We start from the raw sequence: 19,796 nt of genomic DNA on the forward strand, positions 1-19,796 counted from the left end.
TGGAATGACAGCAGACTGCACCGAGGTGAATTAAGCGAGAATGCCTGTGAAGAAAGCCCATCCAGAGGCCGATGATCCGCATAACGAGGCCTTAGCGGCCGAGGCAGGCGTCGGCAACGGGGCAGACGATGATTCCGACCTAGCGGAGCGGGAGAGCCGGTGGAACCATGCGCTCGTCGGCTCCGGCCTTGGCGTATGGGATCACAACTACCGTCTTGATCGCAAATATTACTCGCAGACGTGGAAGACCATGCGCGGCATGGCGCCCGACGAGGAAGCCGCTGGCGATTACGACACCTGGCTGCAGCTCGTCCATCCCGATGACCGCGATTTCGTCATCCACGCCATCGACCGGCAAAACGCCGGCGACCCGGATTACCAGATCTTCGAATATCGCGAGCGCCACAGGGACGGTCACTGGATGTGGATCGACTGCCGCGGCGCCTGCGTCGAATGGAACGAGAGCGGCGTACCGTCGCGGATCGTCGGCACCGATACCGATATCACCGCCCGCAAGGAGGCCGAGGAGACGCTGTCGCGTTTGTCGCGCCGGCTCGATCTGGCGCTGGAGATTTCCCGCATCGGCGTCTTCGAGGCGGATATCGAGAATGAGACCGTCGAATGGGATGAGCGTCTCATCGCCATATACGGGCTGCAGGGCGCCCCACGCCAAATCGCCAGCGACGCCTGGGCGAAAAGCCTGCATCCCGACGACCGCGAGCGCGTGCTGGGCTTGTCCGACCGCAGCGTCGAAAGCGGAAGTGACTTCCAGCAGGAATACCGCATCATTCGCGGCGACGGCGCCGAACGCGTTATCCGCGCCCGCTCGGCCTTCTTCGTCGACGGCAACGGCCACCGCAAGCTGATCGGCGCCAATTGGGACGTCACCGGGGAGGTCGCGCTCCGAAACGAGCTGCAGCGCGCCAAGGATCTGGCCGAGGCCCGCAACCGCGAACTCGAAGCCGCCAAGGAGAGCATCGAGCACCTGGCGCTGCACGATTATCTCACCAGCCTGCCGAACCGCCGTTATCTCGACAAGATGCTGGACGAACGCTCCGCCGAATGCCGGGCCAAGGGCCTGGCGCTGGCGATCCTGCATATCGATCTCGACCGCTTCAAGCAGATCAACGACACGCTCGGCCACCGGGCCGGCGACGCCATGCTGCGGCATGCCGCAACCGTACTCAGAAATTCCGTCCGTGCCGCCGATTTCGTCGCCCGCATCGGCGGCGACGAATTCGTCATCCTCTGCATCGTCGATCCCGCATCGAAGAAGATCGGCGGCCTTGCCGAACGTGTCATCCGCGAATTGCGCAAACCCGTCCGATATGAGGGGCACGACTGCCGCTTCGGCGCCAGCATCGGCATCGCCAGCGACAGCGGACCGACACTCGACGCCAAGCAGATGCTGCTCGATGCCGATATCGCGCTCTATCGTGCCAAGGGCCTGGGCCGCAATCGCTTCGAATTTTTCTCGGCTGCTGCCCGCCGCGACATCATCTCCGCCAAGCACCTCGCCGACGAGATCCTGATCGGCCTCGAGCGCAATGAATTCGTGCCCTTCTATCAGCTGCAGTTCGATGCCCGCACGCTGGATGTCGCAGGCGTCGAAACACTTGCCCGCTGGCAGCATCCGGTGCATGGGCTGCTGACGCCCGACCGCTTCCTCGATATCGCCGAAGACCTCGACGTCGTCTCGACCATCGACGCCCTGATCCTGGAGCGCGCCATGGCCGATCGCCGCGTCTGGATCAAGGACGGGCTGTCGGTTCCGAAAATATCGGTCAACGTTTCGGCCAGACGGCTCGCCGATCCCGATCTAGGCAAGAAACTCCGCGCCCTGAAAATCCAGCCCGGCACGTTCGCCTTCGAATTGCTGGAATCGATCTCGCTCGACGATTGCGACGAGGCGGTGGCCGCCAACCTGAAAAAGCTGCGCAAGCTCGGCATCGACATCCAGATCGATGATTTCGGCACCGGCCATGCCTCGATCGTCAGCCTGCTGCGCTTGAGCCCGAAGACGTTGAAGATCGACCGCGAGCTGATCCGCATGCTGCCGCAATCGGCCGAGCAGCGCAAACTCGTCGGCTCGATCATCGACATCGGTCGCTCGCTGAACATCCTCGTCATCGCCGAGGGTGTCGAGACGGCCGATCATATCCGCATTCTCGAAGAACTCGACTGCGACACGCTGCAGGGTTATGCGCTTGCCCGGCCAATGCCGGCCATGCAGATCCCTTCCTTCATCCGTGCCGGAAGCTGGCGTCACGGGCAAATCGCCGCGCGCGCCCTGCAGACGCAGCTTCGTCACGCGCTGCCAAGCAGAGCCGCCAAATAAAGACCTGCATAAACCTCCCGCCATTTCGCCGTCATTTCACCGTATGGGAAAAGGCGGTAGACTCGTCTTGCGAATTCATTCGATTCTCTTGGCGGTATTTCGTAAAATCCGGAAGCCGGAACCACGAAATCCGGAAACCGGGGCCAGAAATCCCGAAACCGGCGAAGGAGGGACAGGCGGATTGTGAAACACACTCTTTTCCTTTAAGGGGACGCCACGAGATCGATCCACTCGCGCTATCCCAAGAGCGCCAACAATAGAGAATGACCACGATGAACCGTCGCCGCCGTATCTACGAGGGCAAGGCAAAGATCTTGTATGAGGGCCCGGAACCGGGCACTTTGATCCAGTTCTTCAAGGACGATGCCACCGCCTTCAACAAGAAGAAACACGAAGTCATCGATGGCAAGGGCGTCCTCAATAACCGCATCTGCGAATATATCTTCAGCCATCTGAACAAGATCGGCATCCCTACTCATTTCATCCGCCGGCTCAACATGCGCGAGCAGCTGATCAAGGAAGTAGAGATGATCCCGCTGGAGATCGTCGTGCGCAACGTCGCCGCCGGTTCGCTCGCCAAGCGCCTCGGGATCGATGAAGGCGTGGTACTGCCGCGCTCGATCATCGAATTCTATTACAAATCAGACGCGCTTGACGATCCGATGGTCTCCGAAGAGCACATCACCGCCTTCGGCTGGGCCAATCCGGCCGAGCTCGACGACATCATGGCGTTGGCCATCCGCGTCAACGACTTCATGACCGGCCTCTTCCTCGGCGTCGGCATCCAGCTCGTCGACTTCAAGATCGAATGCGGCCGCCTCTTCGAAGGCGATATGATGCGCATCATCCTTGCCGACGAAATCTCGCCGGACAGCTGCCGGCTCTGGGATATCGAGACCCACGAGAAGATGGACAAGGATCGTTTCCGCCGCGATCTCGGCGGGCTGCTCGAAGCCTATTCCGAAGTTGCCCGCCGTCTCGGCATCATCAATGAAAATGAGCCTGTGCGCGGCACCGGCCCGGTTCTGGTCAAGTAAAGCAGGGAAGACAAAGTGATCAAGGCTCGTGTCACCGTCACGCTGAAAAACGGCGTTCTCGATCCGCAGGGCAAGGCTATCGAAGGCGCGCTTGGTGCCCTCGGCTTCTCGGGCGTCGGCCATGTAAGACAGGGCAAGGTCTTCGACCTGGAGCTGGAAAGCGCCGACAAGGCCAAGGCAGAGGCCGACCTCAAGGCCATGTGCGAAAAACTGCTCGCCAACACGGTAATCGAGAACTACGCGATCGCGATCGACTGACGATCAGAGACCCGTGGTCCGGCGGACTTTGAGGATTTGGCGTCATGACGAAGACAAAGCTGGAGACGGAAGTCTCGAAATTTATGAGCTATGTTTTGCGCCATGCGCCTGATGCCGCGGGTTTGACGCTCGATGCCGAAGGCTGGGTATCGTTCGATGCGCTCGAAAAAGCGGTGGCATCGAAATACGATGTTTCCCGCGCCGATATTGTCGAGATCGTCGAAAACAATCCGAAGAAGCGCTTCACTCTCGCCGACAACAAAATTCGCGCCAATCAGGGTCATAGCGTCGAGGTCGATCTCGCCTTGAACCCGGTGGAACCGCCCGCAGCACTTTATCACGGCACGTCTCTGACGAACTGGCAGGCGATCGAGCGCGAAGGCTTGAAGAAGATGCAGCGGCACCACGTTCATCTGTCGGCGGATGTCGAAACCGCGAAAATCGTCGCAATGCGCCGCAAGGGTGAGTATGTCATCCTGCGTGTGGACGCGGCCCGCATGTTTTCAGAAGGCCATTCTTTCTTTGTCTCCGACAATGGGGTATGGCTCGCCGAAAGCGTTCCAGTTCAATATCTTTCGCCAGACGCGGGGACCCCATGAAATCAGCCGTCGTTCAACTTCCGGGCCTCAACCGCGACCGCGATATGATCGCCGCCTTGACCAAGATTTCCGGGAAGCCCCCGGTGACGATCTGGCAGACGGAGACTGAGATCCCCGATGTCGACCTGATCGTTATCCCCGGCGGCTTCTCCTATGGCGATTACCTGCGCTGCGGCGCTATCGCGGCCCGCATGCCGGTCATGCAGGCAATCATCGACAAGGCGGCAAAGGGCGTGAAGGTGCTCGGCGTCTGCAACGGCTTCCAGATCCTCGTCGAGGCCGGCCTGCTGCCTGGCGCGCTGATGCGCAATGCCTCGCTGAAATTCGTCTGCCGCGAGATCAAACTCGAAGTCGTCAATGCCGAGACGGATTTCACCCGTGCTTACGCGCAAGGCCAGGTCATCCGCTGCCCGGTCGCTCATCACGACGGTAATTACTTCGCCGACGAAGCAACGCTGGCTCAGATCGAAGGCAATGGTCAGGTGGTCTTCCGTTATGCCGAGGGCACCAATCCGAATGGCTCGATCAGCGACATCGCCGCGGTCATGAACGAAAAGGGCAACGTTCTCGGCATGATGCCGCATCCCGAGAACCTGATCGAAGCCGCCCATGGCGGTTCGGACGGCCGCGGCCTCTTCGCCTCGGCGCTCGACGTCATCGCCGCCTGATCTACAGCGCCGCGCCTCTTTTCAGATACGCGAACATCGCTGTGGCACTTTGAATTCAAAATCCTTTTATCCGGATCCGGAGCAAGATCGATGCGCCCTCGCCATTCTGTCGCTAACGCTGCCCTGCTCGCCACTCTCGCAGCCATGGTCGCAGCCTGCCAGACGCCGGCGCCGACGACGGGTCCGAACCGCGCCGCGCTGCCGACGATGGAACGCGTTGCGCTCGCCGCCAATGCCTGCTGGTTCAAGTCGGGCGATCCGGCTTTTGCTGCGTACAAGCTTGCGCCGGAACTTAATTCCTTCTCCGGCCGCCCGCGCATTCTGGTCGTCCACAAGGGCAGCCCGGAAAGCCGGCCGCTGCTCGTCGTTCAGGCCGAGGGAAGCCCGTCGCGCCTCCAGGCCTTCGGTCCGATGATGTCGGAGCCGGTCGCCGGCCGTATCGCCGCCGACGTCAATCGCTGGTCCGGTGGCAATAAGGCCTGCAGCTGACCGCTGCGATCAGCGCCCAGGCTCGATCAATCCCAGAAGAACGACTTGCCGACTTCGCGCGCGGCATCGGACTGCGACACGCCGATATCCTTGAGTTCGCTCGCCGTCAGATTTCTCAGTGCCCGGCGGCCTTCCCGCTTCTGATTCCAAAAAAGAATCGCCGCCCAGATCCGCCCCAAACGTGTCGTCGCCTCGGCAGGCGCGTCGGGCAGGACGATCTGTCTCCTATCGTCGTAAGAGACAATCGGTACAATCGGCATTTTGATCTCAAGCAAGGCAGACATTCCAGAAATCCTCTCGGTTGTCCGTTGGAATTGACTCTTAATCTTGACAGGGACAATGTGACAATATAGGTAATTGTCACCATGACAAATTGGCTTCCCGATCTCTCCCGCGGTTCCGGTCCGGTCTATCTCCGGCTTGCCGACAGCATCGAAACTGCCATCGCCAGCGGCGCCCTGCCCGCCGGCAGCAAATTGCCGCCGCAACGCAACCTCGCTTACGATATCGGGGTGACCATCGGCACGATCGGCCGCGCCTATGCATTGGTGCACGAGCGCGGCCTGGTCGCAGGCGAGGTCGGGCGCGGCACTTATGTGCTGAACCGTTCAGAAACCCAGCCTGGGGAACAGACCGACCCGCTGACTGTCTCGCTTGGCGGCACCCGCGTCCAGGACGCGCCTGCAGACAAGATCCGCTTTGATACCACTGCCGCCCCGGACCTTGGCCAGGGAAAGATCATATCCGGCATCCTCGCCGAAATCGGTGAGCAGCATCTCGCCGAGATTTCATCCTATTCCCGCACTTTTCCGCGCAACTGGTTTGAAGCCGGCCGCCTCTGGCTTGCCCGCGGCGGCTGGACGCCGGAGGCCGAAAACATCGTGCCGACACTCGGCGCTCATGCGGCGGCGATCGCCGTCATCGCCGCCGTCTCGGCGCCGGGCGACAAGATCGTCTTTGAGGATCTCACTTACACCCAGGTCAGCCGCAGCGCCCGCCTTCTCGGCCGCCGCACGCTGACTGTCGAGTCCGATGAACTCGGCGTGATCCCGGACGATTTCGAGCGGCTCTGCCAGCAGCAGCATCCGAAGATCGCCTTCCTGATGCCGACCGTCCACAATCCCACCGTGGCGATCATGCCCTACGAGCGGCGCGCGGCAATCGCCGCAATCGCCAGGAAACACGGCGTTTGGCTGATCGAAGACGATCTCTACGGCGGCATGGCCGACGATGAGACGCCACTGCTCGCCTCGCTTGCCCCCGATCGAACGTTCCTCGTCAACGGCTTGTCGAAATCGGTGGCCGCTGGTGTGCGCGGCGGCTGGGTCGCATGCCCGCCACATTTTGCCCAGCGCATCCGGGTGACGCACAAGATGATCACCGGTGGTCTGCCCTTCATCCTGGCGGAGACCTGCGCGCGCCTCGTTGAAAGCGGTATCGCCCACGAGATCCGCAAGCAGAGCGTCGAGGAACTCTCCCGGCGCGTCCGGCTTGCCCGGGAGCAATTGCAGGGCTTCGATTTCACGTCGCACCTGCACGCGCCCTTCCTCTGGCTGAAATTGCCGGAGCCCTGGATGTCGGGCACCTTCAAGAATGCCGCCTTCCGAGACGGCGTGCTCGTCGACGACGAGGACGAGTTCAAGGCAGCCCGCGGGGAGAAATCCTATCATCGCGTTCGCATCGGTTTTTCCTCGCCGAAGACGGGGCAGGAACTGATCTCCGGCCTGATGATCCTGCGCCGGCTGCTGGAAAATGGCGGTTCCGCCTATGACGGTGAAATATGACGTGTTGCAGATACACGTCATAATTTAGAAAAACGCCAGAGCCTGTTCACAGCGCTTCACTGACTCAACCTCCATGTTACCTCTTTGTTATTCGCGCCTAACGCGAATCAAAGGACAGGATATGAGGGTCGGCTTCGGAAGAATCGCGTTGGTTTTTTGAGTGCCGCGTCAGCAGCAGCGGTAACCCGAACCTTGATGGCAGGTTCGGCAAATGCCGGCGAGCAGATATTCGATGAACTGCGTTTTGGGGTTTCGACCTCGGTGCAATCGGGCCATTCCAGGGAAGACGGCGTCTTTCCTGAGATTACCGCTCTCTTCGATCCTTTCGGATCTGACACGGCCGTCGGCTGGCAGCAGCAGTTGTTACACCCCCGTGTCCATCTCGGCACCTCGATCGGCACGTCGGGCGAGGTCCCCCAATTCTTCATAGGTTTCGCCTGGACGGTCAATTTCAACGAGAAGCTCTTTGCCGAAGCCGGCTTCGGCGGCGTTATCCATACGGCGATCTCAAGGGCAATGGCGATGGCCCGGAACTCGGCTGTCGCGTTCTGTTCCGCGAATATGCCGGCGCCGGCTACCGTTTCAATCCTCACTGGAACCTGATGGCCCAGATCGCCCACTCCTCGCATGCCAATCTCTGCGACGGCCCGAACGACGGCGTGACACGCGCCGGCCTGCAGGTCGGCTACAAGTTCTGACTGGTTTGACCCCTTGTGGGAAAAGCCTGCCCGCCCTCTGTTGACGGCAAGCTTTTTTCTGTCGCGCGTCGCCGCTACATAAGCTAAAGACAGCGCAAAACGCGCCAGGGACTTTCCGCTCATGACCATTCCAAACACCATGCCGATCACGCCGGAACTCATTGCAAGCCATGGCCTGAAACCGGACGAGTACCAGCGCATTCTCGATCTGATCGGCCGCGAACCGACTTTTACCGAACTCGGTATCTTCTCGGCCATGTGGAATGAGCACTGCTCCTACAAATCCTCGAAGAAGTGGCTGCGCACGTTGCCGACCACGGGGCCGCGCGTCATCCAGGGCCCGGGCGAAAATGCCGGCGTGGTCGATATCGATGATGGCGATTGCGTCGTCTTCAAGATGGAGAGCCACAACCACCCCTCCTATATCGAACCCTATCAGGGGGCCGCGACCGGCGTTGGCGGCATCCTGCGCGACGTCTTCACCATGGGTGCGCGCCCGATCGCCGCCATGAACGCGTTGCGCTTCGGCGAGCCGGATCACCCGAAGACCCGCCATCTGGTCTCCGGCGTCGTCTCCGGCGTCGGCGGCTACGGCAATTCCTTCGGCGTGCCGACCGTCGGCGGCGAAGTCGAGTTCGATGCCCGCTATAACGGTAACATCCTCGTCAACGCCTTTGCCGCCGGCATCGCCAAATCCAACGCCATTTTCCTGTCCGAGGCCAAGGGCGTCGGCCTTCCGGTCGTCTATCTCGGCGCCAAGACCGGCCGCGACGGCGTCGGCGGCGCGACGATGGCATCGGCCGAATTCGACGAATCGATCGAGGAAAAGCGCCCGACCGTTCAGGTCGGCGACCCCTTCACCGAAAAGTGCCTGCTCGAAGCCTGCCTTGAGCTGATGCAGACCGGCGCGGTCATCGCCATCCAGGACATGGGTGCGGCCGGCCTCACCTGCTCAGCCGTCGAAATGGGCGCCAAGGGCGATCTCGGCATCCTGCTCGAGCTCGACAAGGTGCCGGTGCGCGAAGAGATGATGACCGCCTACGAGATGATGCTGTCGGAAAGCCAGGAGCGCATGCTCATGGTGCTACAGCCGGAGAAGGAAGCGGAAGCCAAGGCGATCTTTGTCAAATGGGGCCTCGACTTTGCCATCGTCGGTAAAACGACAGACGACCTGCGCTTCCGCGTCATGCATCAGGGCGAGGAAGTCGCCAATCTGCCGATCAAGGATCTCGGCGACCAGGCGCCGGAATATGACCGCCCCTGGCGCGAATCCGGCAAGCAGGCTCCCCTGCCCGCTAATCTCGTCGCAGCCCCTGAGGATTACGGCCAGGCGCTGCTCCAGCTTGTCGGCTCCGCCAATCAGTCGAGCCGCCGCTGGGTCTACGAGCAGTACGACACGCTGATCCAGGGCAATTCGCTGCAGCTTCCGGGCGGCGATGCCGGTGTCGTGCGCGTCGACGGCCACCCGAGCAAGGCGCTCGCCTTCTCCTCCGACGTCACCCCGCGTTATGTCGAGGCCGACCCCTTCGAAGGCGGCAAGCAGGCAGTCGCCGAGTGCTGGCGCAACATCACCGCGACGGGTGCCGAGCCGCTCGCCGCCACCGACAATCTCAATTTTGGCAACCCCGAAAAGCCCGAAATCATGGGCCAGTTCGTCGAAGCGGTGAAGGGCATTGGCGAAGCCTGCCGCGCGCTCGACTTCCCGATCGTCTCAGGTAACGTCTCGCTCTACAACGAGACCAACGGCGTCGCCATCCTGCCGACCCCGACAATTGCGGGCGTCGGCCTGCTGCCGGATTGGCGCCAGATGACCCGCATCGGCTCCGCCAATGACGGCGACAAGGTGATCATGATCGGCGTCGACGGCAGCCATCTCGGCCAGTCGGTCTACCTCCGCGATGTGCTCACCAGCCACGAAGGTCCGGCACCCGAAGTGGATCTGTTTGCCGAGCGGCGCAACGGCGATTTTGTCCGCTCCGTCATCCGCAACGGCCAGGCGACCGCCTGCCACGATATTTCGTCGGGCGGCCTTGCTGTGGCGCTCGCCGAAATGGCCATGGCATCGAACAAGGGCCTGATGATCGATCTCGACGAAGGCAAAGGCGCGCCGCATGCGCTGCTCTTCGGCGAAGACCAGGCTCGCTACATCTTGACGGTGCCTGCCGACGTGGCAAATTTCGTCTGCGCCAATGCAGAAGGCGCCGGCGTTCCTTTCCGCCGCCTCGGCACGGTCGGCGGGACGGCACTCGTCGTCGGCGATCTGATCGCGCTGCCGATTCAGCAATTGCGCGATGCCCATGAATCGTGGTTCCCTGATTTCATGGAAGGCCGCGGCGAACTCGCCGCGGAATGATGCGCAAGGAGTAACGATCATGGCCATGAAACCCGGCGATATCGAAGACATGATCAAGGCTGGGATTCCCGGTGCCAAGGTGACGATCCGCGATCTGGCGGGCGACGGCGATCATTACGCCGCCGAAGTCGTCGCCGAAGTCTTCCGCGGCAAGAGCCGCGTGCAGCAGCACCAGATGGTCTACGAGGCGCTGAAGGGCAATATGGGCGGCGTGTTGCACGCGCTGGCGCTGCAGACCTCCGCGCCGGAATAGGCTCGTCCTGTGGATAAACGACGCCTGGCGCTTGGGTCTAACCCCTAACTTAAATGTGGCATCCAAGTAGATATTAATGCCGAATCCCGTGCGGCATGAACGTTTCGCGTGGTTTATCTTGCTGGAAAAATCTTCATGAAGCACTCTGCGCACTCACCCGTCGCGGAATGCTTGTTTTCGCGACGTCGCAAAATCCAGTCGCAAAACTGCCGCCTTAATTGGAAATTTTGCTACGCCTGTCTTGAATATCACCGGCTAAATAGCTCTCCAGCCCATCCAGCAGCGCTCTCCAGCCGTGTTCTCGCCCTTCAGCGCCGTCGCTCGGCGGGATGACGCATAACTGTTCCACGTAAGTCAGCTTCGTCCCGCCGCCATGGTCGGAGAACAGCACGGTCGCCAGCGACACCGTATGGATACGACCATTGAGGGCCATCGAATAGGCAAACACAATCCTCTTGGATTCCTTGATCTCGAAATAGTGCGTCTGGTTGGTGTGGGTTCCCATGTCCGTGACAAAGCTGCTGCGCTCGGCTCCTCCCTCGCGAAAGTCGCATTCCGCCAGTCCTTCACCGAACCATGCTTTCTTCTTTTCGGGAATCGCCCACGCCGCCCAGACGTGATCCACGCAATTGGAAAAACCGCGTTCGATGGTAATCGATCTGTGCTCTTGTTCTGTTTTTGTCACTTTACTGCTCCTGATTTAGGAAGTTGCCAAGTCTGTCGAAACGTTCCTCAAGCCGGGCGCGGTGTTGACGGACCCAATGTTCCACCCGCATCAGCGAGTCTGGTACGAGGCTAACCGTTCTCACTCGCCCGGATTTGCTTGACGCGATGACGCCCGCGTTTTCGAGTACGCGGAGGTGCTTCAGGAACGAGGGGCCTGCCATATCGAACGGCCGCGACAGATCGGTCACCGAGGCAGGTCCATCCAAGAGCCTTTCGACGACTGCGAGCCGGGTCGGGTCGGACAAAGCCCCGAAAATCTTCGGGAAGCTCACTTCATAGGTATCCATATGGCTATCTTTACGGAGAGCTGATGGATCGGTCAAGATAGATATCCATACGGCTACCTTTTTTTGACTGGGCACGCGCTTTGAGCAAGGGGTATGAAGCTTGTTCGCACTTGTTTGTCGCAAGATTTCTAACTTCCGCGACAAACGGCCGGCACTGAACTTTCCTGTCAATGTCGCAAGAAACCGCTCGCAAAAGTGGGAGTTTCGCGACAGGGATTTGCGACGGGGTTGGGGCGCTCAGCCGGGCATTCGCTTTTCATCGGGGCTGGCGAAGACCGATGCCGGCATCGGCCCTGATGTCATCAGCGTGAAATCGAAGGGCGCCTTCAGGTCCGGCCCGAGCACATATTGCCGGTGGACGCGCAGCTGGTCCTTGCGGATCTTGCGATAGTGTTTGCGCGTCAGCATCTGCTTGACGCGGATCAGGATCATTTTTGCCTCAGGTGCATCCCCATGGCCACACACGGAAACGACGGGCACCTTGTAGAAATTGATCGAGTCCGTCAGACACTGCACGTCGAGCCAGGAAATGTCCTCGCACCGGGCAATCAGCCCGACGCGGGCACGCAGCTGCGTTGCCGATGACAGCAGCGCGCATTGCAGGATGGCGCTGCCGAGGGTCGCAAACACCACGCGCTTGCCCTTGAAGATCTCCGGCTCCCTTTCCAGCAATATGCCGATGACATGGGCGGCGACGTTCGACCCCATGCTGTGCGAGGAGATCACATATTCGTCCGCCTCTTGCGCCAGCGCCTTGCGCACGGCAGCCGCCCGGTCTTCCAGCCAGTCGTTGAAATCCGTCCGGTCCATGCGGCCGAGCGCCACCGCCATTTTCCAATCGGCAAACAGATGCAGCGTATGGAAGCGTTCGGAAAACGGCAGGAAGGCGAAGATGAAGAAGCAGAGCGCGAGCGGCCCGCTCCACAGCATGTGCCACGGCGAAAAGCCGAGACCATAGGGCAGCACAGCGATTTGCACCGTCAGCGCAATCGCCAGCGCCGTCAGCATGAACGGAAAGAGGAAGAATAGGCCGAAGCGCCAGGCATGGCGGAAATATCCCCGCATGCCGCCTTCCAATATGATCTGGGCGCAACTGCGGAAACCCGTAATGATCTGGCTCAGCGTATTGCCGCCGCGCAGCCGGCTTACCAGCGCGTCGTGATCGACCATGTGGATCCAGCTCTTCGTCTGCCAGCCAGGAGAACCAGTGCCTGCCTCGGGCGCCGTGCCGGCTGCCTCAGGCGCCGCGTCAGCGGCTGCCTCGGGCGCCGCGTCAGCGGCTGCCCCGCTGCCCGTCGTAACCTCGAAACTGAGGGGATCGCTTCCCGCTGCGGGCGCCCCCACCTCAACTGAATAGCCCCAGACGGCAGCACTCTGCTTGGCAGAACGTTCGTAACGCGCCCTGTGGGCGGCGCCGTCAAGCGGCTCAAATCCGGCGAAGTGTAGGACGACCCGCTTTTCAATCAGTTTCATTCCACCTTCCGGCCGGGCGAATGGCCGGCATGTTGCTTGTGATCCTCGCTGCTTTGCCGCTGATATCGGCAAAAAAGCAGCTCCGGCCTCGAAGCCGTCTTGCTAACGGAACTCTTCCGGAATTCAATAGCACCCATGTCGTTTCCACCACGAACGGAGGGGTTTTGTGGCCGATCTCGTCAAAGAATTGATATCAGGCGTCGTCGATAGCGTGCTGAAGGAAATCCTCAAGAAAACCACCGGCCGCGCCACGACGAAGCGCAAGAAGAGTAAAACGCGCGGCGCGTCGACGACGGCTGCAGCGCGCAAGCCAGCCTCGACCGCCCGCAAGACGGCGACGACACGCAAGCCCGCCCGCAAACAGGTGAGCAAGCGCCGCACTGCCGCCGGCCGCAGCCGCCAGCGCAGCAGCTAATGCATGTTGCCCGGAAGTGTGCAGCGGTTCCGGGATAACGACATGCATAAAAACAAAGGACTAAAGCGCGTCGCATGAATCAAGTTTGATGCGACGTGCTTTAGTGCCCGGTGCCTTCGCGGGCACCGATCTTGCAGATTTTTTTGGGGGGGCCTGAGCCAGTGAAACGTATTTTGAAAATTGTCCTCGCGGCCGTTGTCGCGATCTGTCTCATCGCCGTCGCCGGCGTCTACGCCCTGTCGGAGATGCGCCTTTCCAGAACCTACGATATCGCGGCCTCCGATTTTGCCGTCAAGACGACGCTGTCCCCGGAAGAGGCCGAACGCCGCGCCCGCACGCTGATGTGCGGCGGCTGCCATCACGATGCCGGCAACGTGCTGATCGACGAGCCCGGCGTCGGTCGCATCGTCGCGCCGAACCTGACCCGCCTAGTGCCCATGTACAGCGATGCCGAGCTCGTGCGTCTCATTCGCCACGGCGTCAAGAAGGACGGCACCGGCGTCTTGATCATGCCGGCTGGTAATTTCGCCAATATTACTGACGACGACATGGCAGCACTTATCGCCTGGCTTCGCACCCTGAAGCAACTTCCCGACGCCGTGGCGGGAGGAATACAATGGGGGCCGCTCGGCCGAGTGGGCCTGGCGCTCGATAAGATCCCCTTCGAGGCAGATCTGGTGCTTGCCGTCATCGCCCCCGCCGCCACGCGCCCGGCCGATATCGGTGAATATGCCTTTAGGACCGATTGCAGCCACTGCCACAATCTCGATACGGCGAAACAGTCCGAAGCCTTTCTTGCCCCGGCGCTGAAGCCCCTGGCACAATCCTATTCGGCTGCCGATTTCAAGAACCTGCTGCGCACCGGAAAGGGTGTCGGAGGCCGTGACCTCGGCGTGATGACCCAGGTTTCGCAGTGGGATTTCAAATATTTCACCGATACTGAAATCGAACAGATTCAGGCTTATCTCACCCACCAACCGTAACGTGCCAGCAACAGCCCCGGAGAGGCCTGCGATAATTGGTCTTTTTTTGGTTTGGGCGGCTGGAATTCCTGCTGCCGCATGCTATCTAAAGACAACGATTGAAACGGCGGGCCTTTAACCCGCCTGTTGAAAGGATTTGGTTCTATGAGCGGCATTAACGAATTCATCGCCAACGAAATCAAGAGCAACGACGTCGTCCTCTTCATGAAGGGCACGCCGCAGTTTCCGCAGTGCGGTTTCTCCGGGCAGGTCGTGCAGATGCTCGATTACATCGGCGTCGACTACAAAGGCGTCAACGTGCTCGCCGATTCGGAGATCCGCCAAGGTATCAAGGAATATTCCAACTGGCCGACGATCCCGCAGCTTTACATAAAGGGTGAGTTCGTCGGCGGCTGTGACATCGTCCGGGAAATGTTCCAGGCCGGTGAGTTGCAGCAGCATCTCCAGGAAAACGGCATCACCGTGCGCGGCGCCGCCTGATCGGTCACCGGGCGTCCGCCCGGTTTCCAAATCTGTAATCTTGAGTCCGAGGCGCTGCGGCTAGCAGCGCCTTAGCCTGTTTATGGGAATTTCATTGTGACAGATTCATCACAAGCCGTGTCCGCGGGCCGCCTGCCCATGGGCAAGCGAGAATTTATCGCGCTCGCCGCCTTCCTGATGGCCGTCAACTCTCTGGCGATCGATATCATGCTGCCGGCCTTGCAGCAGATCGGCGCGAGCCTCGGCGTCGAGAGCGAAAATCATCGCCAATTCGTCGTCTCCACCTATCTGCTCGGTTTCGGCTGTGCCCAGCTGTTCTACGGGCCGCTGTCTGACCGTTTCGGCCGCCGTACGCCGCTCTTGATCGGTCTCGTCATCTACATTCTCTCCGCCATCAGTATCGTCTTCGTCCCCACCTTCGCCGGCTTGCTCGCCCTGCGCTTTGTCCAGGGCGTCGGTTCGGCGGCAACCCGCGTCATCACAGTCTCCATTGTCCGCGATATCTATGGCGGCCGGCAGATGGCCGAAGTCATGTCGCTGATCATGATGGTCTTCATGATCGTGCCGGTGATTGCGCCCGGCACCGGCCAGATCGTCATGTTCTTCGGCAACTGGCATCTGATCTTCCTCTTCATCGCCGCCATGGCGACTGGTATCGCCGTCTGGGCCTATCTCCGTCTGCCGGAAACCCTGCACCCCACCAATGTCCGCCCCTTCACCGCCCGCTCGATCTTCGGCGCCTTCAAGCTGGTGCTGACCAATCGCACGGCGCTTTGCTACACCATCGCCAGCACCTTCATCTTCGGCGCGCTGTTCGGCTTCATCAATTCCGCCCAGCAAGTCTATGTCGGCATTTACGATCTCGGCGTCTATTTCCCCTTCGCCTTCGCCGGCGTGGCGATCTTCATGTCGCTGTCGTCCTTCTTCAATTCGCGCTTCGTCGGCAAACTCGGCATGCGCCGCCTGTCGCACGGCTCGCTCATCGGCTTCATCGCCATCAACACCATCTGGCTGATCGTCCAGATGGTGAGTTCCGAGCCGATGCCCTTTGCTCTGTTCATCTCCTTCTTCGGCCTTGCCATGTTCCAGTTCGGCTGGATCGGCTCGAACTTCAATTCGCTCGCCATGGAGCCGCTCGGCCACGTCGCCGGCACCGCCTCCTCCGTGCTCGGTTTCATGAGCACGGTCGGCGGCGCCCTGATCGGTGCCGGCATCGGTCAGGCCTTCGACGGCACCGCATTGCCGATGGTCGCGGGTTACTTTTTCGTGTCGATCATCGGCCTCGTCTTCGTGCTGATCGCCGAGAAGGGCCGCCTCTTCCAACAGCAGAACCCGGCCGTCTGAACGGCCGGCCTCCTCCGCATCCGGGATTTCACCACATGACGCTGCCGCATAAGCCGCACCAGGAAAACCAGGGCTCCCGCCGCATCGGGATGGGCTTTGGCGAATTCGTGGTCACCATCGCCCTCATGACCGCCAGCGTCGCCATGGCGATCGACAGCATGCTGCCGGCATTGCCCAATATCGGCCATTCCCTCGGCGTCACCAATCCCAACGACGCGCAGCTGATCATCGGCGTGTTCTTCCTGGGCTTCGGCGTCTCGCAGATATTCTTCGGCAGCCTTTCGGATACGTTCGGCCGCCGAAACATCCTGCTCGGCGGCCTGGTTTGCTACGTCTTCGGAATGCTGGCCGCCGCAGCGACAGGCAGCTTCGAAATGCTGCTCATCATGCGTTTCGTCCAGGGTATCGGCGGTGCGGCCGTGCGCATCACCACCATGGCCATGGTGCGCGACTGCTTCGGCGGCCGCGAGATGGCCCGTGTCATGTCCTATGTGATGATCGTCTTCATGATCGTGCCGATCGTTGCCCCATCCGTCGGCCAACTCATCATCCTCTACGCCAATTGGCACTGGATCTTCATCCTGCTCGGCATCATCGCCATGATCCTGTTCGTCTGGGCTTTTCTGCGGCTGAAAGAATCGCTGCCGCCGGAAGAGCGGTTGCCGCTGTCGGTTGGCTCTGTCGTCGACGGCTTCAAGACCGTGCTCACCAACCGCATCACCTGCGGCTACATGATCGGTCTCACCATGTTTACCGGCGTCATCAGCGCTTACGTGATCTCGGTGCAGCAGGTGTTCGGCGAGGTTTATGGCCTTGGCGACTGGCTGCCAATTGCTTTTGCCGCGACCGCCGGCGGCATCGCTGTGGCCAATTTCGCCAACGGATTCTTCGTCCGCAAATTCGGCATGCGCCGCATCTCGCACGCCGCCCTGCTGATCTTCACGGCGCTCTCGGCCGCAGGCTTCTTCTATTCGCTGGCCGGCAAGCCGGATTTCGCCATCGCCTACGGCATCTTTACTATCGTGCTGATGATGTTTGCCGTGATCGCCACCAATTTCACCGCCATCAGCCTCGAGCCGATGGGCAATCTCGCCGGCACCGCCACCGCGATCACTGGCTTCGTCTCGACGACAGCAGGCGCCATCCTCGGCGGCCTGGTCGGCCAGATGTTCAACGGCACGGTGCAACCGCTCTTCGGCGGCTTCGCGCTCTTTGGCGCAGTCACGATCGCGGCCACGCTCTGGGCGGAGAACGGCAAACTCTTCACGCATCCTGGAGATAGCCCGCAGCTGGATCCAGGTGCTGCCCACTTCTGACACCGAAAACGATTGGCGGCAGTGCGCGAAGGCATCCCAGTGAACGACCGAATTCTGATCAGGCCCTACACGCCAGGCGACGTGGACGCTACAATTGACATTTTCCTGCGCGCCATTCGAGAAGTCTCGTCGAAGGACTATTCACCGGCTGAGATCGAGGCCTGGGCAAAGGTGGAAGACTGCAGCCGATGGGCGGAGCGAAGGATCAGCAGGCCTGCCTGGATCGCGGAATTTGACGGAAAGCCGGCAGGATTTTCGGATCTGACTGGCGACGGCTGCCTGGACATGATGTTCGTGCACCCCGACTTTCAGGGGCTCGGCTTTGGCCGAATCTACACCGAAGCCAGCCGAACGGCCAGACCGTTCTTCGAGCGCAAAGGCTTCTGGGTGGTTACAAAGCAGATCGTCGCGAAACGCGGCCAAAGCCTGGAGAACTTCCTCATGGAGAAGCTCTATGGATAATTTTCGGCAAGTAGAACGAATGCCGCAGCGGACATTTCATGCCTTCAGACGGTGAACACCTCACGCCGCAGCACCTCCCACGAGGCCTTGTCAGGGCCAATCAGCAGCCCACCGTCAAGATGATGCGGCAGGTAGGGCGAGCCGTCGAGACGCGCCGCATGGGCACCTGCCTCCTGCGAGATCAGCGTGCCGGCCAGGTGATCCCAGGGCATCAGCTTGTTGTACATCAGGTAATGCACATGGCCGCCGGCAAAGGTGCGGTATTCGTGAGCGGCACAGCGGTAATTGGTGAGGAAGCGCACCTTGGCGAGATTGCCGAGCACCTCGGCCCGCTTCTCCTGCGGCAGGTAACCGGTCGAGGCCATGCCGACCATCTGCTCCAGCGCGACAGGCTCGGCCACGCGCAGCCGCTGCGCCTCGCCATCCGGTCGGCGCAGCCAGGCGCCGCCGCCCTTTTCCGCCATCACCCAGTCGTCGCCCATCGGATCGTAGATGATGCCGGCAATGGTCTCGCCGCCTGATATGACCGCGGCCATGACGCCGAAGGCCGGGATGCCGGAGGCGAAATTGAACGTGCCGTCGACCGGATCGACGACGATCGCCAGATCAGCATCGGCAAGCCTGCCGAGCAGCGCCGGGTCGGCCGCGACCGATTCCTCGCCGACGAACAGCGCGTCCGGCCAGAGCTGTGCGGCTTCCGACTTGATCATCCGCTCGGCCTGCTCGTCGGCCTCGGTGACGAGATCGGTCGCCTCGCTCTTGGCGCGCACCTCATCCTGACGGAGCCGGCGGAAGCGCGGCAGGATTTCTGCTTTCGCCGCACGGCGCAGCAGGTCGGCAAGAACGGTCACGTCGACAGTCACAGTCATGTCAAATCCTTTCGGTCCGGCTTTTTAGGAAGGGCCTTAGATCAGTTGCCGATGATCTCGCGCCGGATCAGCTGCCAGCTGTCCTTATCGGGTGCAGAAATGATGCCGCCTGTCGTCTCGCCGGGGCGATAGGGCGTGCCGTCGAATTTCGCCGTATGGCCGCCGGCCTCCTGATGCGCAAGCACGCCGGCCAGGTGATCCCAGGGCATCAGCTTTGCATGGCCGATGAAATGCAGCTTGCCGGAGGCGACCATCCAATATTCGTAGGCCGAGCAGTTGAAGGCGAAGGTCATCCTGATCTTTGCCATGTTGGCGGAGATGCGCGAGCGATCCGGGTCGTCCATATGGCCCCACGAGATGCCGCCGACCATCTGGTTCAAGGCGGCAGACTCAGCCACCCTCAGTCTGCTCGATTGGCCATCCTGCCGCGTCAGGAAGGTGCCGGCGCCCTTGATCGCCGTCACGGTGTCGCCGAGAACGGGATCATGAATGATGCCGGCGACCGTCTCACCCTTTACGGTGACCGCCAGCATCGTCCCGAACACCGGAAGCCCGGCGGCGAAATTAAAGGTGCCGTCGACAGGGTCGATAACGAAGGCAAGTTCGGCATCGGCAAGTGCCGGCACGACGGACCGGTCAGCGTCATAGGCTTCCTCACCGACGATGAGCGCTGCGGGAAAGCGCTCTTTCAGCGCCGCGGTAATCCTGTGTTCGGCAAGCAGGTCCGCCTGCGTCACCAGATCGGTTGCCGAGGTCTTTTCCGAAACATCGTCAGCACCGAGATTGCGGAAACGCGGCATGATTTCTGCACGCGCAGCCTCCCTGACACAATCGCCGAGAAAGAGAATATCCTGATCTGAAATGGTCATGCGAAATCCTGTACTTCATCCAATAGCCAGTCTGCATAGCCGGCCGTTCATAAAGGATCGGTGACACCACTTCATAATTCCTCAAATCGGAACCG

At 60.9% G+C, this 19,796-nt stretch carries 21 protein-coding genes and 1 pseudogene; 16 read left to right on the forward strand and 6 right to left on the reverse strand.

Annotated features, from left to right (window positions below; genetic code table 11):
• Positions 1-40 precede the first annotated feature (40 nt).
• The 6 genes from HJB89_RS28615 (at position 41) to HJB89_RS28640 (ending at position 5,389) form a co-directional block, all read left to right on the forward strand.
• The gene (locus tag HJB89_RS28615; protein WP_221150845.1) at positions 41-2,338 is read left to right on the forward strand and encodes a bifunctional diguanylate cyclase/phosphodiesterase; all 2,298 of its coding nucleotides are present in this window, start codon (positions 41-43) and stop codon (positions 2,336-2,338) included.
• A gap of 272 nt (positions 2,339-2,610) precedes the next feature.
• A complete protein-coding gene (purC, locus tag HJB89_RS28620; RefSeq protein WP_003540062.1) occupies positions 2,611-3,375 on the forward strand; it encodes a phosphoribosylaminoimidazolesuccinocarboxamide synthase in 765 nt (254 codons plus the stop codon).
• A 15-nt stretch (positions 3,376-3,390) separates the two neighbouring features.
• Entirely contained in the window at positions 3,391-3,633 is a 243-nt protein-coding gene (purS, locus tag HJB89_RS28625; RefSeq protein ID WP_207580623.1) for a phosphoribosylformylglycinamidine synthase subunit PurS, read from the forward strand.
• Positions 3,634-3,677: 44 nt separating this feature from the next.
• Complete coding sequence (locus HJB89_RS28630) at positions 3,678-4,232, forward strand: RNA 2'-phosphotransferase (protein WP_221117094.1); 555 nt, start codon at positions 3,678-3,680, stop codon at positions 4,230-4,232.
• Positions 4,229-4,900, forward strand: coding sequence for a phosphoribosylformylglycinamidine synthase subunit PurQ (purQ, locus tag HJB89_RS28635; protein WP_207580625.1), 672 nt, complete (start codon positions 4,229-4,231; stop codon positions 4,898-4,900). Before HJB89_RS28630 ends, purQ begins: the two co-directional genes overlap by 4 nt.
• A 90-nt stretch (positions 4,901-4,990) precedes the next feature.
• Positions 4,991-5,389 carry a hypothetical protein gene (locus tag HJB89_RS28640; protein ID WP_207580626.1) on the forward strand — a complete coding sequence of 133 codons (399 nt, stop codon included), beginning with the start codon at positions 4,991-4,993 and terminating at the stop codon, positions 5,387-5,389.
• 26 nt (positions 5,390-5,415) lie between these two features.
• Here the strand turns inward: HJB89_RS28640 and HJB89_RS28645 are convergent, their stop codons facing one another.
• A complete protein-coding gene (locus HJB89_RS28645; protein WP_207580627.1) occupies positions 5,416-5,673 on the reverse strand; it encodes a DUF1127 domain-containing protein in 258 nt (85 codons plus the stop codon).
• Between the two features lie 81 nt (positions 5,674-5,754).
• Here HJB89_RS28645 and HJB89_RS28650 point away from each other — a divergent pair, with 81 nt between their 5' ends.
• The 4 genes and pseudogenes from HJB89_RS28650 to HJB89_RS28665 all read left to right on the forward strand — a co-directional run bounded on the left by HJB89_RS28650 (position 5,755) and on the right by HJB89_RS28665 (position 10,477).
• Entirely contained in the window at positions 5,755-7,173 is a 1,419-nt protein-coding gene (locus HJB89_RS28650) for a PLP-dependent aminotransferase family protein (protein WP_207580628.1), read from the forward strand.
• Positions 7,174-7,294: 121 nt separating this feature from the next.
• Positions 7,295-7,871: pseudogene (locus HJB89_RS28655) on the forward strand (acyloxyacyl hydrolase).
• Positions 7,872-7,992: 121 nt separating this feature from the next.
• Entirely contained in the window at positions 7,993-10,224 is a 2,232-nt protein-coding gene (gene purL, locus HJB89_RS28660; protein ID WP_221150846.1) for a phosphoribosylformylglycinamidine synthase subunit PurL, read from the forward strand.
• A gap of 19 nt (positions 10,225-10,243) precedes the next feature.
• Positions 10,244-10,477 carry a BolA/IbaG family iron-sulfur metabolism protein gene (locus tag HJB89_RS28665; RefSeq protein ID WP_003586236.1) on the forward strand — a complete coding sequence of 78 codons (234 nt, stop codon included), beginning with the start codon at positions 10,244-10,246 and terminating at the stop codon, positions 10,475-10,477.
• Between the two features lie 214 nt (positions 10,478-10,691).
• On the opposite strand, the gene HJB89_RS28670 is transcribed toward HJB89_RS28665, so the two are convergent.
• The 3 genes from HJB89_RS28670 to HJB89_RS28680 form a co-directional block, all read right to left on the reverse strand.
• Positions 10,692-11,162 (reverse strand): SRPBCC domain-containing protein, encoded by a 471-nt coding sequence (locus HJB89_RS28670; RefSeq protein ID WP_221150847.1) that lies wholly within the window; start codon positions 11,160-11,162, stop codon positions 10,692-10,694.
• Position 11,163: 1 nt separating this feature from the next.
• Positions 11,164-11,490, reverse strand: coding sequence for a helix-turn-helix transcriptional regulator (locus tag HJB89_RS28675; RefSeq protein WP_246762665.1), 327 nt, complete (start codon positions 11,488-11,490; stop codon positions 11,164-11,166).
• Positions 11,491-11,727: 237 nt separating this feature from the next.
• A complete protein-coding gene (locus HJB89_RS28680; protein WP_221150848.1) occupies positions 11,728-12,963 on the reverse strand; it encodes a hypothetical protein in 1,236 nt (411 codons plus the stop codon).
• 166 nt (positions 12,964-13,129) lie between these two features.
• Between HJB89_RS28680 and HJB89_RS28685 the strand changes: the two genes are divergently transcribed.
• From HJB89_RS28685 to HJB89_RS28710, 6 genes are all read left to right on the forward strand, one after another.
• The gene (locus HJB89_RS28685; protein WP_207580632.1) at positions 13,130-13,378 is read left to right on the forward strand and encodes a hypothetical protein; all 249 of its coding nucleotides are present in this window, start codon (positions 13,130-13,132) and stop codon (positions 13,376-13,378) included.
• 161 nt (positions 13,379-13,539) lie between these two features.
• Entirely contained in the window at positions 13,540-14,361 is an 822-nt protein-coding gene (locus HJB89_RS28690; RefSeq protein WP_221150849.1) for a c-type cytochrome, read from the forward strand.
• Between the two features lie 144 nt (positions 14,362-14,505).
• Positions 14,506-14,841 (forward strand): Grx4 family monothiol glutaredoxin, encoded by a 336-nt coding sequence (grxD, locus tag HJB89_RS28695; RefSeq protein ID WP_207580634.1) that lies wholly within the window; start codon positions 14,506-14,508, stop codon positions 14,839-14,841.
• Positions 14,842-14,979: 138 nt separating this feature from the next.
• The gene (locus HJB89_RS28700; protein ID WP_207584316.1) at positions 14,980-16,185 is read left to right on the forward strand and encodes a multidrug effflux MFS transporter; all 1,206 of its coding nucleotides are present in this window, start codon (positions 14,980-14,982) and stop codon (positions 16,183-16,185) included.
• Between the two features lie 35 nt (positions 16,186-16,220).
• Positions 16,221-17,501 (forward strand): multidrug effflux MFS transporter, encoded by a 1,281-nt coding sequence (locus HJB89_RS28705; RefSeq protein WP_207580635.1) that lies wholly within the window; start codon positions 16,221-16,223, stop codon positions 17,499-17,501.
• A gap of 39 nt (positions 17,502-17,540) precedes the next feature.
• Positions 17,541-17,963 (forward strand): GNAT family N-acetyltransferase, encoded by a 423-nt coding sequence (locus tag HJB89_RS28710; RefSeq protein WP_221133130.1) that lies wholly within the window; start codon positions 17,541-17,543, stop codon positions 17,961-17,963.
• A gap of 44 nt (positions 17,964-18,007) precedes the next feature.
• Here HJB89_RS28710 and HJB89_RS28715 read toward each other — a convergent pair whose 3' ends face one another.
• Positions 18,008-18,832, reverse strand: a complete 825-nt coding sequence (locus tag HJB89_RS28715; protein ID WP_221150850.1) for an inositol monophosphatase family protein — start codon at positions 18,830-18,832, stop codon at positions 18,008-18,010.
• Positions 18,833-18,873: 41 nt separating this feature from the next.
• Positions 18,874-19,701, reverse strand: a complete 828-nt coding sequence (locus HJB89_RS28720) for an inositol monophosphatase family protein (RefSeq protein WP_221133112.1) — start codon at positions 19,699-19,701, stop codon at positions 18,874-18,876.
• Positions 19,702-19,796 lie beyond the last annotated feature (95 nt).

This window comes from Rhizobium sp. NZLR8 (assembly GCF_019685025.1).
GTDB lineage: Bacteria > Pseudomonadota > Alphaproteobacteria > Rhizobiales > Rhizobiaceae > Rhizobium.